Below are 15,845 nucleotides of genomic sequence, written 5' to 3'. Positions count from 1 at the left end.
TTGTGGGGAGACCCCGGTCATGGAAGGGCTCACCGACCCGCTGCCGCCCCGCACCCGCATGCTGCTGCGCCGGGCCGTGCACGACCACGCGTCCAGCGAACGGCGCCGCGGGCGCTACCCGGCGGTCCTCCACATCGGCGTCCCCGGTGGTCCGCTCGCGTCCCTGGACCTCACCGAGGCGGAGCCGAGCGACCCGGGGCTGCGCACCGACGTCGTCGCCGCGCTGCGGGTCCGCGCCGGCGCCGGTCCCGGCCACCTGGTCTGGCTGACCCGGCCGGGCGGCCTCGAGCTGCAGGACGTCGACGCACGATGGCTGGCCGGTGCCCGGGCTGCCTACGACGAGGCGCAGGTGCCGCTGACCTTCGTGGTGGTCAACCGCCGCGGGTGGTGGGACCCGCGCAGCGGCCTGGCCCGGACCTGGGCCCGGGTGCGGCCGCGAGCAGAGACCCTGTCGCGGGCGGGCTAGGGCCAGGTGTGCACCGGCTCGTTGGTGTGCATCAGCTCGCGGTACTCCTGCAAGGTCGCGCGCAGCGCATCGAACCGCTCCATGTCCGAGCGCTCGTGCATGCGGCGCACGAACCACTCCGCGCCGTTGGTCCCGAGCAGGCAGCGCTGCTCGATGATCGCCAGCAGCCGGTCGCTCGTGGCCTCGTCGACCCCCCACGCGGCCAGCCCCTCGCGGGCCATCGGCAGCAGCCGGCGCAAGGTGAGCTCGGTGGCCCGGACCTGCCCGACGCCGGGCCAGTAGATCTGCGCCTCGATGCCGTGCAGGGCCGCGACGTGGAAGTTCTCCTCCGCAGCGCTGAACGACATCTGGGACCACAGTGGCCGCTCGCTCTCGGCGAGGTTGCGGACCAGCCCGAAGTAGAACGCGGCGTTGGCCACCGTGTCGGCGACCGTCGGGCCGGCCGCGAGGACGCGGTTCTCGACGCGGAGGTGCGGCACTCCCCCGGCGATGTCGTAGACCGGCCGGTTCCAGCGGTAGATGGTCCCGTTGTGGAGCCGCAGCTCGGAGAGCTTCGGCACGCCGCCGTCCTCGAGCACCGCGAGCGGGTCCTCGTCCTCGGTGATCGGGAGTAGGGCGGGGAAGTAGCGGACGTTCTCCTCGAACAGGTCGAAGACCGAGTTGATCCAGCGCTCCCCGAACCAGACCCGCGGCCGCACCCCCTGTGCCTTGAGCTCCTCGGCGCGGGTGTCGGTCGACTGCTCGAACAACGGGATCCGGGTCTCGCGCCACAGCTCCTGGCCCAGCAGGTACGGCGAGTTGGCGCACACCGCCAGCTGGACCGAACAGATCGCCTGGGAGGCGTTCCAGTAGGCGGCGAAGCTGTCCGGCGAGGTCTGCACGTGGAACTGGGTGCTGGTGCAGGCCGCCTCGGGGACGATCGAGTCGGTCGTGGTCTCCAGCTTCTCGGCGTTGCCGATGCCGGCGATGCGGATCGAGATGTCCTCACCGCGCGCGTTGAGGATCTGCTCACCGAGCAGCTTGTAGCGCGGGTTGGGGCTGATGCTGTCCGCGGTCAGGTGGTCGGCGGCGAGCGTCGGGAGGATCCCGATCATCACCAGGTGGGCGCCGATCTCGGCCGACTTGGCCTCGGCCCCGTTGAGGTCGCCACGCAGCAGCTCCTCGAACGTCTCGAGCCCGCCCTCACGCAGCTTGGCCGGCGGCACGTTGATCTCGACGTTGAACAGGCCCAGCTCGGTCTGGAACGCCGGGTCCGCGATCGCCGCCAGCGCCTCGGTGCTGCGCAGCGCCGGGTCGCCGTTGTCGTCGACCAGGTTGAGCTCGACCTCGAGGCCGGTCATCGGGTCGTCGGTGTCGAAGCGCGCCTCGCGCAGCATCCGGGCGAAGACGTCGAGGCAGCGGCGCACCTTCTCGCGATAGCGGGTGCGGTCCGCGCGCGAGAACTCCTGTTGCTCGACCTCTTCTCCCATGCCGGGACACTAGGACGTCACGGACCCTCTGGCGAGGGTACGGACCGCGAGGTCCAGGACTCGGTCGTCCGGGCCAGCAGGTCGTCGACCACCCCCTCCAGGGAGCCGGTGCGTTCGTAGGCCGCGTGCTGGTGGGTCGCACCGGTGCCGGCCAGCACCCGCTCCACCCCCGCCTCGACCCGGTCGGAGTCGCCCGCAACGTCGAGCCACTCCCCCACCAGCGCCACGAGCGCGCCCACCACCTCGCGCGCCGGCCGCAGCTCGTGGTCGCGGGGGTCGAGGAGGTCACTGCTCAGGCCGTAGCGCGAGGCCCGCCACCGCGCGGCCCGCAGCTCCTCGCTTCGCCAGGCCGACGGCGCCACGCCGCGGGACCACTGCAGCACCGCGGTCTCCACGAGAGCACGCACCAGCGCCGTCAGCAGCCCGACGTCGTCCTGGTCGGTGACCGCGTCGAGGATGCGCACCTCGACCGTCGGCTGCTTGTCGGACAGCCGGGCGTCGAAGTAGAGCATCGCGGAGTCACGGGCGGCCCCGCTGGCGATCATCCGCCGGCACGCGCGCCGGTAGCCCTCCACCGACCCGAACGGCTCGGTCGGCCCGGCACTCGGCCAGGTGGACCACTGCTGGGTCCGCCACGACGCGTAGCCGGTGTCGCGTCCGCGGACGAAGGGCGAGTTGACGCTCATCGCCAGCAGCGCCGGCAGCCATGGTGCGATCCGGTCGATGCACCCGACGCCCTCGTCGTCGGACTCGACCGCAACGTGGACGTGCATCCCGCAGGTGGTGCCGAGCAGGGCGATCGCGCCGTAGCGGCCGACCACGTCGCGGTAGCGGTCGTCGGGCGTCACCTCGGGTTCCTCCACCCCCAGCGGCACCGTCGCGCACACCGCGACCGACAGGTCGTGGACCTCCGCCGCCTCGGCGGCCGCCTGCCGGGCGGCGACCAGCTGCCGGACCAGCTCGCCGACGTCGCGGAAGGGCTCGGTGCGGATCTCGAGCTGGTGCCGGAACAGCTCCTGGTCGAGCTCCTCGTCGTCGTGGCGCGCGGCGTGGGCCTGGAGCACCTCGCGGGCGCGCGGGGTCACGGCGCGCGTGGCCGGGTCGACGACCAGCAGCTCCTCCTCGACGCCGACGGTGCGGGGCTCCACGGGCGCGCGGTACCCAGCGGTCCGGTCCTCACGAGGCGGCCTGCGACCACGCCGAGGGCGGCACGGCCCGGGTGAGCAGGTCCGCGACCAGCGAGGCCAGGGTGAGGCCGGGGCCGGTGGCCCGGGAGCGGTCGACGGCGCACCAGGCCAGGGCCCCGTGGCCGGCCAACCAGGCCGCCAGGGCGAGCACCGCGGCCGGCGCATCGGCGAGCTCGGCGGGGGCGCGCTGGACCGCGTCGGTCCACAGCCGGACGTGTTCCAATGCCGCGTCGCGGGACATCGCGGCCAGCGCGGCGTCGCGACCCTCGCCCTCCTGGAGGCCGAGCAGCACCCGGGCGAGCTCCGGGGTGCTGAACCGGCCGGCATCGAGCCGGAGGTCGACCAGGTCGCCGAGCTCGCCCGGGGGGCTGGGCACGGCCCGGCGCACTGCGCGGGCCACCTCGTCGACCGCCTCGGGACGGGGCTGCAACAGCTCCTCGAGCTCGGCCCGCGAGCGGTGCACGACGATCCCCTCGGCGACGGCCTGCGCCCGGAAGTGGTGGTTGCCGACGTCGAAGGGGACGCCGGTCGGTGCGGCGCCCGGCCGGCCGGGTGCGAACCAGCGGCCGTCGTGGACGCGGATCACCTCCACCACCTCGATGCCGGCCTCGCCGAAGGCCTGCCGCAGCCTGCGCATGGCCAGGCGGCTGGCCCGGCCGTCGTCGGCGTAGACGACGAAGAGGACGCGGGTCGCCCGGTGCAGGACGGCCGGCTCGAGGAGCTGGGCGACCCCTGCGTCGACCTCCGCGGGCGGCGGGAGGTCGACGCGGGCGTGGAAGCTCTCGGTGCCCCCGAAGGTCAGCATGACGAGCGACTGCTGCGGCTCGAAGCCGAGCACGACGGGCACGGCGGCCAGGACGTCCTCGGGAGTGCGGGCCTGCAAGGTGGTGGACGGGCTCGTGGGTTCGGTCATGGTGGAGACGCTGCCCAGGGAGGCCGACGGTTCCGGGCCGGTGTGGCGGGCCTTGTGGACAACCCACGGCTGAGGGGGCGCGGTGGAGGGCAAGTGGCCGATCGGTGCGAGGACCGTCGGCTCCGGGAGATACCTTGCCGCCGTGCGCGACCACGCCTCGGTCCTCCACCTGGACCTGGACGCCTTCTTCGCCGCCGTCGAGCAGCGCGACAAGCCGTCGTTGCGCGGCAAGCCGGTGGTGGTCGGCGGCGTCGGCGGACGCGGCGTGGTGGCCACGGCGTCCTACGAGGCGCGCAAGTACGGCGTCCGCTCGGCGATGTCCACCCGCGAGGCCCGGTCCCGGTGCCCGCACGCGGCGTTCCTGACCGGGCGGTTCCACGCCTACCGCGACGCGAGCGCGATCGTGATGGCGCTGCTGCGCGAGGCGAGCCCGCTGGTCGAGCCGCTCAGCCTCGACGAGGCGTTCGTCGACCTGGCCGCGGCCCGCGCGCTCGACGACCTCGAGGTGCCGACCGTGACGGCGTTCGCCGAGGAGCTGCGTGCGAAGGTGGCCGAGGCGACCGGCGGGCTGACGGCGTCGGTGGGGGTCGGGAGCTCGAAGTTCATCGCGAAGGTGGCCAGCGACCTCGACAAGCCGGACGGCCTGGTGGTCGTGGTGCCCGGGACGGAGACCGAGCTGCTGCGCCCGATGCACGTCACGGTCATCCCCGGCGTCGGGCCCGCGACCGCAGAGCGGCTGCGGCGCGTCGGGATCCACACCGTCGCCGACCTCGAGTCGGTCAGCCTCGACGAGCTGGTCCGGCTGGTGGGCAAGGCACACGGCGCGAGCCTCTACGCGCTGGCGCGCGCCGACGACGACCGGCCGGTCGAGCCCGAGCGGGAGACCAAGTCCGTCAGCTCCGAGGGCACCTACGACACCGACCTCACCGACCGGTCACTGATGGAGCACCTCCTGACCAGGCAGGCCGGCGACGTCGCCACGCGGCTGCGGCGCCACGGCCTCTCCGGCCGGACGGTGACGATCAAGGTGCGGCTGCACGACTTCACGACCCTCAGCCGATCGACCACGCTCCCCTCGCCCACCGACAGCGCGGCCACCGTCGCCCGACTGGCCCGGGGGCTGCTCGCCGACCTCGACACCTCCGGCGGCGTACGCCTCCTCGGCGTCGGGGTGTCCGGGCTGGCGGACTGGATCCAGGAGGACCTGTTCGGCGAGACCGAGGACGAGGCGGAGCCCGAGTCGCCGGCGGTGGAGGTGACCAGGGCGCGCGACCGCCCGGGCTGGTCGCCCGGCATGGACGTCGTCCACGACGAGCTCGGCCGGGGCTGGGTGTGGGGCTCGGGCCGCGGCGTGGTGACGGTCCGGTTCGAGACCGCGGAGACCCCGGCCGGGCCGGTGCGGTCCTATGCAGACGACGACCCGCAGCTGCATCCCTGGCGCCCGGCGGTCACCGACGCCGAGCCCCAGGGCTAAGTGCCCCGCACTAGGAACCCGCGTCCCACGCGCCGGCCAGCACCCGCTGCAGGCCCGCCAACCCGCGGGAGGCGTGGCTCTTCACCGTGCCCTCGCTGATGCCCAGCTCGTGCGCGGTCTCCTGGACCGACAGGCCGAGCCAGTAGCGCAGGACCACCGTCTTGCGCTGCATCGTCGGCAGCGCCTGGAGCGCCTCGAACAGCGCCGACCGCTCCTCGACGGCCAGGCCGGCGCTCGCCGCACGGTCGTGGCCGTCCAGGCCCGCGCGCTCGCGGTGCCGCCAGACCCGTCGCCGGTCGTCGATGTCGGCCCGGACGATGATGCGGCGCACGTAGGCGTCCGGCGAGGTGTGGTCGCGCAGCCGCGGCCAGGCCAGGTAGAGCTTGGTCAGCGCCGTCTGCAGGACGTCGTCGGCGCGGTGCCAGTCGCCGCAGATCGCGTAGGCGATGCGGCGCAGGTGGGCCTGGCGTGCGGCGACGTACTCGACGTAGGCCGCATCCCGCTCGTCTGCCGAACGCGTCACCGCACCCCCTCACCCGAGGCGACCTCAGCGGCCATGTAGGCGGCGAGCGCCTCGAACGTGGGTGTCGGCAGGACCGTGGCGTCGACGGGATAGAGGGAGGCGTCCGCCCCGTGCCCGCGGACGATCACGAACCAGGTCCGCCCGTCCCGCCGGACCTCGGCCAGCCGGTCCCGCTCGGTCGTGTAGTGCTTGATCAGCGGCGCCGGCCGGACCTCGACCAGCTCCGCGCCCGGACCCGCCCGGAGTGTGTCGTCGGCGTCGACGACGGCGAGGGGCTGCGTCTTCGGACCGCCCTGGAGCTCGGCCTGGCTGGCCAGCCAGTCGTCGTAGCGGCTGAAGTCCTTGCCCGGGTCGTCGGCACTCGCGCCGAGGCTCCACGTGCCCGGCTTGTCGTGGCCCTCCCCGTCCTGGCCGACCTGAAGCGTCAGCAGCATCCAGCGGACCTGGTCCCCGCGCTCCACGACGACGCCGAGGGACTTCTCCGGTGGAAGCAGCCCGACCGGCTCGTCGACCTGCCGGGTGATGTGCCAGCCGTCCTTCACCACGATGCTGCCGTCGTAGTCGAACGACGCCGGGAACATGTCCGAGACGAGCCGCTGCTGCTGCCTGTGCGACTTCGGAGCAGGGGAAGCAACGGTGGCCGGGGTCTCGGTAGGGGCCGTGGACGGGGAGGAGCTGCTCGTCGCCACCGCGGGCGCGCCGTCGCCGCCGTGGTCACCGGTGGCTCCCGACAGCGCCACGCCCACGCCGATCGCCGCGACGACGCCGGCCGACGTCGCCACGATCCCGATCCTGCGCCGCCGGCGCAGGACGCGCCGACCCTCGGCCAGCCGCTCTGCCGGGGTCGGGAGCCCCTCGGGTCCCGCGTCGAAGCTGCGCTCGAGCAGGTCGCCGAGGAGCGCCAGGTCGCCCTCGTCGTCAGTCATGCCACCTCTACGGTCCGCCGGTCCGTTCGGTTGTCAATCTCGTCCGGCCCGGCGCGGGAGTAAATGCCTCGCGATGCCCCTGTCGACCGCCCTAGCCTCGATGACCGTGGAGATCCGCGAGCTCGACGAGGCCGCGCTCGCCGACGACGAGGTGATGCGCGACTACTACGACGTGTCCCGCCGCGCCGAGCTGCTGGGCCGCGAGGACTCGCCGTTCTGGACCTGGGAGGAGTTCATCGGGGCCATCCGCTCCAGCGACAGCGGCGAGCGGCAGCAGGTCTTCGCGGCCTACGACGGCGACCGGCTGGTCTCGACCGCCATCCTGTGGTCGCCCTTGCTCGACAACCCCGACAAGGCCTACTTCAAGGTCGACGTCGACGTGCCCGACCGCCGGCGGGGCGTGGGCAGCGCCGTCCTCGAGCGGCTCGAGCAGGTCGCCAAGGCCGACGGCCGGCAGCTGATGATGGCCGACAGCACGGTCCCCTTCGCCGAGCGCGAGACGCACGGCTACCGCAGGTTCGCCGAGGCGTGCGGCTTCGAGCTGTCCAACTACGAGGTGATCCGGCACCTTCCCCTGCCGGTGCCCGACGAGACGATCCAGGGCTGGCTCGACGAGGCGGCCCCGCACCACGAGGGCTACACCTTCGAGACCTTCGTCAACGACATCCCCGACGACCTCCTCGGACCCCTCTGCGCACTGATGGGCCAGCTCGCCGTCGACGCGCCCACGGGCGTCGTCGACTTCGCCGAGGAGGTCGTGACGCCCGAACGGTTCGCCGAGATGGTCGACACCGTCAAGGCGATGGGCCGCGCCCGCTACGAGACCCTCGCCCTCACCGCCGACCGCGAGGTCGTCGCCCACTCGACCCTCGCCGTACCGCTCACCGACAGCACGACCGTCTACCAGTGGGGCACCTTCGTGCACCGGGAGCATCGCGGGCACAAGCTCGGGCTGGCCGCAAAGGCCACCAACCTGCGTGCGGTCCAGGCGTTCCGCGACGACCTCACGCTGGTCACCACCCAGAACGCCGAGAGCAACGACTTCATGGTCTCGATCAACGAGCGGATGGGCTTCCGGCCGATCGAGGTGGCGGCGGAGTTCGTCAAGCGGCTCTGATCAACCTCGCACGAAGCTCAGCGTCTCGCCCGGCCGGAGCTGGCCGCACTGCCACAGGTCGTCGGGATGGACGACCGCGAGCACGGGGTAGCCGCCGGTCGGCGGGTGGTCGGCCAGCAGCACCACCGGCCGGCCGCCCGGCGGCACCTGTACTGCGCCCAGGACCATGCCCTCGCTCGGCAGCTCGTCGTCGCGGAGCCGGTCGGGTGGGTCGCCGTCCAGGCGCAGGCCGATCCGGTTCGACTCCTCGGTGACGACGTACGGCGCCGCGCAGAGCCGCTCCAGCGCATCGTCGGCGAACCAGTCGTCGCGGGGTCCGGGTGAGATGCGCAGCGGCCCGGGGCGCGGCGGCCGCGGGGTGTCGTGCGGAGCGGGAGGCCCGGCCGGCATCCCGACCGGCAGGTGGGCGCCGTCCGCGACCCGGGGTGGACCGACCCAGGCGAGGGTGTCGGTCGCCCTCGACCCCAGCACCGGCGCGACGCCGATGCCGCCGGCCACGGCGAGGTAGCTGCGGACCCCCTGGCTCGGCTGCCCGAGCCGGAGCCGGCTCCCCTCGGGCAGCCACTCCGCGCGGTGGTGGCCACGGCGCGCGTCGTCGATGTCGAGGGGCGCGTCCGCACCGGTGACCGCGACCCAGACGCCGGTGTCGGTGGTCAGCTCCAGCCCGCCCCACGTCACCTCGAGCACGGCGGCGTGCGGATCGTTGCCCACGAGCCGGTTGGCCAGCGCGGCCGCGGGCACGTCCAGGGGCCCGGCGCGCGGGACGCCGAGGTGGGCCAGCCCCACGCGGCCCCGGTCCTGGATCGTCGTGAGGGCTCCCGCGGTCTGGACGGTCAGCATCGCGGCACGAACCTCACCCGCGTGCCGGGCGCGAGCAGGGCGGGCTCGCTGCGGTCGGGGTCCCACAGCGTCACGTCGGTGCGGCCGAGCAGCCGCCAGCCGCCCGGGGACTGCGTCGGGTAGACCCCGCACCACGACCCGGCCAGGCCGACCGAGCCCGCCGCGACCCTCGTGCGTGGACTGTCGAGCCTGGGCACGGCGTACTCCTCGGGCAGTCCGGACAGGTAGGCGAAGCCCGGTGCGAAGCCGCAGAAGGCGGAGACGAACTCGGTCCCGCAGTGCCGGGCCACCACGCCGTCGACGTCGGTCCCCCAGCGCCTCGCCACGTCCTCGAGGTCCGGCCCGTCATAGACCACCGGCACCTCGACGACCTCGCCCCGCTCGGGCGCGGAGTCGGGGGTCCAGCCGGCGAGCCGCTGGCGCAGCGCCTCCACGTCCGGTACGCCGTCGAACAGCACGCTGCGCGCCCCCGGGACCACTTCGTCGGCCACCACGTGGACCGCTCGGGCGAAGGCCGCCAGGGACCGGGCCGCGGCGCTGTCGGCGACGTCGGCGAGGACGGCGTCACGCCCGACCACGCGCATATCGACTGGCTCCACGGGGCCAAGTGTGCTTGGGTCGGGCCGAAAAGGTGAGGGCCCTCTTCGATGGTATGAGCATCAAAGAGGGCCCTCGGCTTTGAGGCGGAAGTGGTGACGCCCACCTCGACCGCACAGTCTCTCCGACCCCGCCGTCCCCGTCACCGGGCCGACGCCGCGAGTCGCCTCGCAGTGTGGATCTTCGTTCCAGTCCGGCCCCACCCCCCACCGGCAAGCCGGTGGGAAGGCGGAGGTGTGAAGGTCACCTGGTGGTATGAGCACCAAGAGGCCCTCGGGTTGAGGTGGTGATGACGCCCACCTCGTCCGTCCGGCTCCTCTGCTCCCGCCGCCCCCGTCATCGAGGCGGTGCCGCGGGTCGCCCCGCGGTGTGGAGCTTGTGATGCCGTCCGGGCCCTTTCCACCACCGGTGAGAACCGGCGGTGGTCCGGATCCGGGTCAGCTCCGGCCGAAGCCTTCACTGACTCGGTCTCCCCCGTGTCGCCCCGGCGAACCGGGCGCGACGTTGGGGGCCGATTCGCTTCCAGCAGGGCCGGTCGCGACTCGGGCTCCCGACCCTCCTCCGGCGGAACCGGCGGCGACTCGGGACCCGTGTCCTCTCCGGCAAGCCGGCGAGGACCCGGTCTCCACCCCTGGGACCGGCAGGGCCAGCCCCGGAGCGGGAGCAAGGTGAGGGCCTCTCGATGGTATGAGCACCAAGAGGCCCTCGGGTTGAGGAGGCTCGGTGACGTCCCCCTCGATCCGGCCGGCTCTCCGATCCCGTCGACCCCGTCACCGGGCCGCCGCCGCGAGTTGCCTCGCGGTGTGGATCTTCGCTCCTGCCTGATCCCCGATCTCCCTTGCTCCCTGGCCTTTCGGCTGGGCCACCGGGTGGATCGGTGGGGAAGTTCTATGCCCTCGGTTCAAGGCCGCGCAAGAGGTTCTTCGAAGAAAGTTCGACATTCTTCTGGTCCCACAGATTGCTCCACAGGACACGCCGAGTGCGTCCACAGGTTGGGTCCCTTCTCCACATGTGGAGTCCACTGGTTGTGGAGGAAGATCCGCGGCCTCCGGACCCGTCTCAGAGGCCGCGCAGGGTCCATCCGGCGGCCTCGAGGACCCGTCGTACGGCGCGCGCGTTGTCGACCGCGCCGGGGCTGTCACCGTGCAGGCAGAGCGAGTGCACGGTCGCGGCCAGCCGGACCGCGCGCTCGGCGATCTCGGTCTCGTCCTCGACCAACGCCCCGGGCTCGCCGCGCGGCAGGAGCCGGCCGTCCGGGCCGTAGCCGCGGTCGGGGAAACCCTCGAGGTAGACCTTGCGCCCGGCCCGGCCGGCGCCACCGAGCAGCTCACCGGGCATGCCGAGGACCGGCAGCTCCCCCGATCCCTCGAGCACGGCCTGCGCCTGGGCGACGTCGCGGATGACCCGGTGGTAGAGCGCACCGTGCGGCTTGACGTAGCGCACCTCGGTGCCGGCCGAGCGGGCGATCGCACTCAAGGTGCCGACCTGGTCGGCCACCTGCTCCCGGAGCACCCCCGGGTCGACGTCGCGCTCGACGCGCCCGAAGTTGTCCCGGTCGTCGTAGGAGACCTGTGCGCCGACCGAGACGCCGAGCTCGGCCGCCATCTCGCAGACCACGCGCATGATGTCGAGAGTGCCGGCGTGGTAGCCGCACGCCACGTTGGCGCTGGTCACGACGGCCAGCAACGCGACGTCGTCGGTGACCTCCTCGCCCAGGTCGGCGTTGAGATCGACGATGCGGGCACTGCCCCACTGCACGCTCCGAACCTACGGCGTCCAGATAGGTTCGCGGGTATGCAGCCGTCTGTCGCCCCACCCGCGGCAGAGCGCCGCCCCGTCACCAGCGAGCACCACGGCCGGACCCGGGTCGACGACTACGAGTGGCTGCGCGCCAAGGACTCACCGGAGGTGACGGCCTACCTCGAGGCCGAGAACGCCTACACCCAGGAACGCACCGCGCACTTGGCCGACCTGCGCACGCGCATCTTCGAGGAGATCAGGGCGCGCACCCGCGAGACCGACCTCTCCGTGCCGACCCGCAACCGCGGCTACTGGTACTACGGCCGCTCCTTCGAGGGGAAGGAGTACGGCGCCAGCTGTCGCGTCCCCGTCACCGACCCCGACGACTGGACGCCGCCGAAGCCCGCCGAGGACTGCGCGCCCGACCAGCCGGCGCTCCCCGGCGAGGAGCTCCTCCTCGACCTCGACGCGCTCGCCGAGGGGCACGACTTCTTCTCCCTGGGCGGCTCCAGCGTCAGCCCCGACGGCAGCCTGCTCGCCTACTCCACCGACGTGGTCGGCGACGAGCGGTACACGATCCGGGTCCTCGACCTCGCCACCCGCGAGCACCGTCCCGACGAGATCGTGGGCGTGATCGGCGGCGCCACCTGGGACCGCGCCGGCGAGCACCTCTACTACACGACGGTCGACCAGTCGTGGCGCGCGGACAAGATCTGGCGGCACACGCTCGGGACGTCCCAGGAGGCCGACGAGCTCGTCCACCACGAGGAGGACGGCCGGTTCTTCGTCGGGGTCGGGCGCAGCCGCAGCGACCGGTTCATCATCATCGCCTCCGGCTCGAAAGTGACCTCCGAGTACCGCTTCCTCGACGCGGACGACCCCGACGCCGGCTTCCGGGTCTTCAGCGAGCGCCGCGCGGGCCTGGAGTACTCCCTGGACCACGCGGTCGTCGGTGGCCGGGACGTGTTCCTGGTGCTGCACAACCACAGCGGTCCCGACTTCGAGCTCGGCACCGCGCCGATCGCCCCGACGGCGCCCGAGGACTGGGTGCCGCTGATCCCGCACGACCCCGCCGTACGCCTCGAGGACGTCGACGCCTTCGCCGGCCACCTCGTCGTGCACCAGCGCAGCGAGGGGCTCACCCAGCTGCGGCTGCTCGAGCTCGGTCCGGACGGGGTGAGCGAGGACTACCTCGTCGAGTTCGACCACGAGGTCTACACCGTCGGCTCGGGCGCCAACCCGGGCTTCAACCAGCCGACCGTCCGGCTCGGCTACACGACGATGGCAGTGCCGTCGTCGGTCTACGACTTCGACGTGCGCACCCGTGAGCTCACCCTCCTGCGGCGGGCTCCCGTGCTCGGCGGCTACGACCCCGACGACTACGAGGAGCACCGGCTCTGGGCCATCGCCGACGACGGCGAGCGGGTCCCGATCTCGATCGTGTGCCGGCGCGGTGCCCGGGACGCGGGGCCGGTCCCGGCGGTGCTGTACGGCTACGGCGCCTACGAGAGCTCGATGGACCCCTACTTCTCGGTCGCCCGGCTCTCGCTGCTCGACCGCGGCGCCGCCTTCGCCATCGCCCACGTGCGCGGCGGTGGTGAGCTGGGCCGCCGCTGGTACGACGACGGCAAGCTGCTCCGCAAGAAGAACACCTTCTCCGACTTCGTCGCGTGCGCCCGGCACCTCGTCGCCACCGGCTGGACCACCCCGGCCCGGCTCGTGGCCGAGGGCGCCAGCGCGGGCGGGCTGCTGATGGGCGCGGTCGCCAACCAGGCGCCGGCGCAGTTCGGCGGCATCGTCGCCGGGGTGCCGTTCGTGGACATCCTGACCTCGATGCTGGACGCGACGCTGCCGCTGACGGTCACCGAGTACGACGAGTGGGGCAACCCCGAGGAGGACCCGGAGGTCTACGACTACATCGCCTCCTATGCGCCGTACGACAACGTGGCGGCGGTGTCCTACCCGCCGATCCTGGCCGAGACCTCGCTCAATGACACCAGGGTGCTCTACGTCGAGCCGGCCAAGTGGGTGGCGAGGCTGCGGGCCACCGCGCTCAACGGCGGTGACGTGCTGCTGCGGACCGAGATGTCGGCCGGCCACGGAGGCGTCTCCGGACGGTACAAGTCCTGGCACGACCGGGCCTTCACGCTGGCCTGGATCCTGGACCGGATGGGCCTCGCGGACGCCGTTGCGGCCCCATCCGGAGGTCCCGTCGCGACGAACGCCTGACGCCGGCCGGAGGGCGAGCCCTGAGAACTCCCTGAGAGTTCTCTCACGGTGCAACTACGACAGCCCCTCGCTCGTCTGTCAGAGCGAAGGGTCCACGTTTGAGCGGGAATCCCCCGGTCACCGTGGGCGTTGTGAATGACGTGGGATGACTGCGACTTCCCACGGTACCGAAGGAGGGAAAATGGCGACTCGCACCACGAGTGGGACTCGCGAGATCGAGGGCCGCGACAGCGTCGGGCTCTACCTCGACGAGATCGCCCGCAACGCCCTCCTCGACGCGGCTGCCGAGGTCGAGCTGTCGAAGACCATCGAGGCCGGACTGATGGCCGAGCACCTGCTCCGCGAGGGCCGGGTGGGCCGCAAGAAGGGCGGCGCGCCGATGAACGCCACCCAGGAGGAGCTCGAGTGGCTCGCCGAGGAGGGCCGCAAGGCGGTCGACACGTTCATCACCGCCAACCTGCGGCTGGTGGTCTCCATCGCCCGCAAGTACGGCCGCGCACAGATGCCGATGCTCGACCTGATCCAGGAGGGGAACACCGGCCTGATCCGCGCGGTGGAGAAGTTCGACTACACCAAGGGCTACAAGTTCTCGACCTACGCCACCTGGTGGGTCCGCCAGGCCATCACCCGCGGCATCGCGCAGCAGGCGCGCGTCGTGCGGCTCCCCGTGCACGTCGTGGAGGAGCTCAACCAGGTCGGCGGGGCTCGCCGGACCCTGGAGCGTCAGCTCGGGCGTGAGCCCGAGCCGGCCGAGATCGCGGCCGAGCTGGGCATGGACCTCGACCGGGTCCTCGACCTGATGGCGTGGGGTCGCGAGCACGTCTCGCTCGACTCTCCCGTCGACGAGGACGGCGACACCTCGCTGGGCGACCTGATGGCCCAGGAGACCGCTCCGGGACCGGACCTGACCGTGCTCGACGTCGAGGCCCGCGACCGGCTCAACACGCTGGTCGAGCACCTCGACGAGCGCGCCGCGGACATCATCCGCTCGCGCTACGGCCTCACCGACGGCCGCCAGCACAAGCTGGCCGACATCGGCGCCAAGCACGGGATCTCCGCCGAGCGGGTCCGCCAGCTCGAGCGGGAGGCCCTGCAGAAGCTGCGCCGGATCGCCGACCCGGACCTCGCCGCCTGAGGTCCACCCGAGCAGGGCTGCTGAGGCCCGAGACTCAGCGGTCCCACGAGAACGAGAGCCCTCGCCACGCGCTGGCGGGGGCTCTCGTTGCTCATCTGCCCGTCAGCTCGGCATAGATCTCCTCGACCCGGGCACGGAGGTCGTCAAGGGTGCCGGTGTTCTCGACCACGTACGTCGCGATGCCGAGCCGGTCCGCCCGGGTGGCCTGGGCGGCGATGCGGGACTCGGCCTCCTCGCGGGTCCAGCCCCGCTCGCGCATCATCCGCTCGACCTGGAGCTGCGGCGGCGCGTCGACCACGATCACCTCGTCGAAGGTGGCGGCTCGTTCGGGCCCGGCCTCGGCCAGCAGGGGGATGTCGTGCACGACCAGCGTGCCGGGCGGAGCGGCTGCCTCGAGCTCGGCGTACCTCTCGAAGATCAGCGGGTGCGTGATCGCCTCCAGGCGACGGCGTGCAGCCTCGTCGGCGAAGACGATCCGGCCCAGCGCGGCACGGTCGAGGTCGCCGTCGGGGGTGAGCAGGTGCGACCCGAACTCCTCGACCACCTGCGCGAGCCCCGGCGTGCCCCGCGCGACGACCTCGCGCGCCAGCGCGTCGCCGTCGATGAGGACGGCGCCGAGGTCGACCAGCAGCCGGGCGACCGTGCTCTTGCCCGAGGCGACACCGCCTGTGAGTCCGACCCGCATGAGGCCCGAGGCTAGGTGATGGGGGGCGCAGTGGCCGGGCGCCCACACCTGGAGCGGCCTACTTCTGTGGCGACCCATCCGCTTCTGTGCCGAGATCTCGGCACAGAAGCTCAGGGGTCACCGGATATCCGGTGACCCCTGCGTGGGTGGGTGGCTGCCCACGCCGGGCAGCGGTGACCTTTCAACCGGTCTGAGCCGCCGAGGGTTCACCGACCACCGGCGTCTCGTCGTGTCCCGCCGACCTGCCGAGGTGGCGGTGGGTGATCAACCACCCTGGGCCAGGCTGCGGTTGATTGCTCACCGCTGTCCTGGCCCGCGCATGGCAGGGGCGCCGAGGGCGATCCGTGACGGCAAGAGGCGATCCGGAGTGGGCGCGGGCATCCACCAGCCCCATCGGTGGGTGTGCGGAGGGAAGTCGGCACCTGGTGCCGGGAATCCTCGGCAAAGACCGGTCCAGCTGATAGGCACCACATCTCGGCGTCCTGGGTGGCCAATATGCGGTGCAGATCGCAGAACACGCCCCGGGCGGCCGCGCCTGCGGGGC

General features: G+C 72.7%; 14 protein-coding genes. 5 read left to right on the top strand and 9 right to left on the bottom strand.

Features of this window, described 5'->3' with window-relative positions; genetic code table 11:
* Positions 1-19 precede the first annotated feature (19 nt).
* A complete protein-coding gene (locus VFV89_RS17990; RefSeq protein ID WP_329707340.1) occupies positions 20-466 on the top strand; it encodes a hypothetical protein in 447 nt (148 codons plus the stop codon).
* Here the strand turns inward: VFV89_RS17990 and VFV89_RS17985 are convergent.
* Genes VFV89_RS17985 through VFV89_RS17975 form a run of 3 tightly spaced genes read right to left on the bottom strand, consistent with a single transcriptional unit; the run spans position 463 to position 4,035 of the window.
* Positions 463-1,935, bottom strand: a complete 1,473-nt coding sequence (locus tag VFV89_RS17985) for a glutamate--cysteine ligase (RefSeq protein ID WP_329707339.1) — start codon at positions 1,933-1,935, stop codon at positions 463-465. The genes VFV89_RS17990 and VFV89_RS17985 overlap by 4 nt on opposite strands.
* Before the next feature lie 17 nt (positions 1,936-1,952).
* Entirely contained in the window at positions 1,953-3,083 is a 1,131-nt protein-coding gene (locus tag VFV89_RS17980; protein ID WP_329707338.1) for a glutamate--cysteine ligase, read from the bottom strand.
* A 28-nt stretch (positions 3,084-3,111) separates the two neighbouring features.
* Positions 3,112-4,035, bottom strand: coding sequence for a DUF4192 domain-containing protein (locus VFV89_RS17975; RefSeq protein WP_329707337.1), 924 nt, complete (start codon positions 4,033-4,035; stop codon positions 3,112-3,114).
* Positions 4,036-4,177: 142 nt separating this feature from the next.
* On the opposite strand from VFV89_RS17975, the gene VFV89_RS17970 reads away from it, so the two are divergent.
* Complete coding sequence (locus tag VFV89_RS17970) at positions 4,178-5,509, top strand: DNA polymerase IV (protein ID WP_329707336.1); 1,332 nt, start codon at positions 4,178-4,180, stop codon at positions 5,507-5,509.
* A 10-nt stretch (positions 5,510-5,519) separates the two neighbouring features.
* Here VFV89_RS17970 and VFV89_RS17965 read toward each other — a convergent pair whose 3' ends face one another.
* Both VFV89_RS17965 and VFV89_RS17960 read right to left on the bottom strand, forming a co-directional pair.
* The gene (locus VFV89_RS17965) at positions 5,520-6,032 is read right to left on the bottom strand and encodes a SigE family RNA polymerase sigma factor (RefSeq protein WP_329707335.1); all 513 of its coding nucleotides are present in this window, start codon (positions 6,030-6,032) and stop codon (positions 5,520-5,522) included.
* The gene (locus tag VFV89_RS17960) at positions 6,029-6,958 is read right to left on the bottom strand and encodes a hypothetical protein (RefSeq protein ID WP_329707334.1); all 930 of its coding nucleotides are present in this window, start codon (positions 6,956-6,958) and stop codon (positions 6,029-6,031) included. Before VFV89_RS17960 ends, VFV89_RS17965 begins: the two co-directional genes overlap by 4 nt.
* A 106-nt stretch (positions 6,959-7,064) precedes the next feature.
* Here VFV89_RS17960 and VFV89_RS17955 point away from each other — a divergent pair, with 106 nt between their 5' ends.
* On the top strand, positions 7,065-8,075 hold the full coding sequence (locus tag VFV89_RS17955) for a GNAT family N-acetyltransferase (RefSeq protein WP_329707333.1): 1,011 nt from the start codon (positions 7,065-7,067) through the stop codon (positions 8,073-8,075).
* Here VFV89_RS17955 and VFV89_RS17950 read toward each other — a convergent pair whose 3' ends face one another.
* From VFV89_RS17950 to VFV89_RS17940, 3 genes are all read right to left on the bottom strand, one after another.
* Positions 8,076-8,915, bottom strand: a complete 840-nt coding sequence (locus VFV89_RS17950; protein WP_329707332.1) for a biotin-dependent carboxyltransferase family protein — start codon at positions 8,913-8,915, stop codon at positions 8,076-8,078.
* Positions 8,909-9,514, bottom strand: a complete 606-nt coding sequence (locus tag VFV89_RS17945) for an allophanate hydrolase subunit 1 (RefSeq protein WP_329707331.1) — start codon at positions 9,512-9,514, stop codon at positions 8,909-8,911. Before VFV89_RS17945 ends, VFV89_RS17950 begins: the two co-directional genes overlap by 7 nt.
* 1,057 nt (positions 9,515-10,571) lie before the next feature.
* Complete coding sequence (locus VFV89_RS17940) at positions 10,572-11,270, bottom strand: 5-oxoprolinase subunit PxpA (RefSeq protein WP_329707330.1); 699 nt, start codon at positions 11,268-11,270, stop codon at positions 10,572-10,574.
* A 36-nt stretch (positions 11,271-11,306) separates the two neighbouring features.
* Between VFV89_RS17940 and VFV89_RS17935 the strand changes: the two genes are divergently transcribed.
* A complete protein-coding gene (locus tag VFV89_RS17935; protein ID WP_329707329.1) occupies positions 11,307-13,481 on the top strand; it encodes a S9 family peptidase in 2,175 nt (724 codons plus the stop codon).
* Positions 13,482-13,662: 181 nt separating this feature from the next.
* On the top strand, positions 13,663-14,616 hold the full coding sequence (locus VFV89_RS17930; protein WP_329707328.1) for a sigma-70 family RNA polymerase sigma factor: 954 nt from the start codon (positions 13,663-13,665) through the stop codon (positions 14,614-14,616).
* 91 nt (positions 14,617-14,707) lie between these two features.
* Here VFV89_RS17930 and coaE read toward each other — a convergent pair whose 3' ends face one another.
* A complete protein-coding gene (gene coaE / locus VFV89_RS17925) occupies positions 14,708-15,301 on the bottom strand; it encodes a dephospho-CoA kinase (protein WP_329707327.1) in 594 nt (197 codons plus the stop codon).
* Positions 15,302-15,845: the final 544 nt, after the last annotated feature.

Source organism: Nocardioides sp. (genome assembly GCF_036274455.1).
Taxonomy (GTDB): domain Bacteria; phylum Actinomycetota; class Actinomycetes; order Propionibacteriales; family Nocardioidaceae; genus Nocardioides.
The sequence above is the reverse complement of the archived record's forward strand: the minus strand, read 5'-3'. Positions and strand labels throughout refer to the sequence as shown.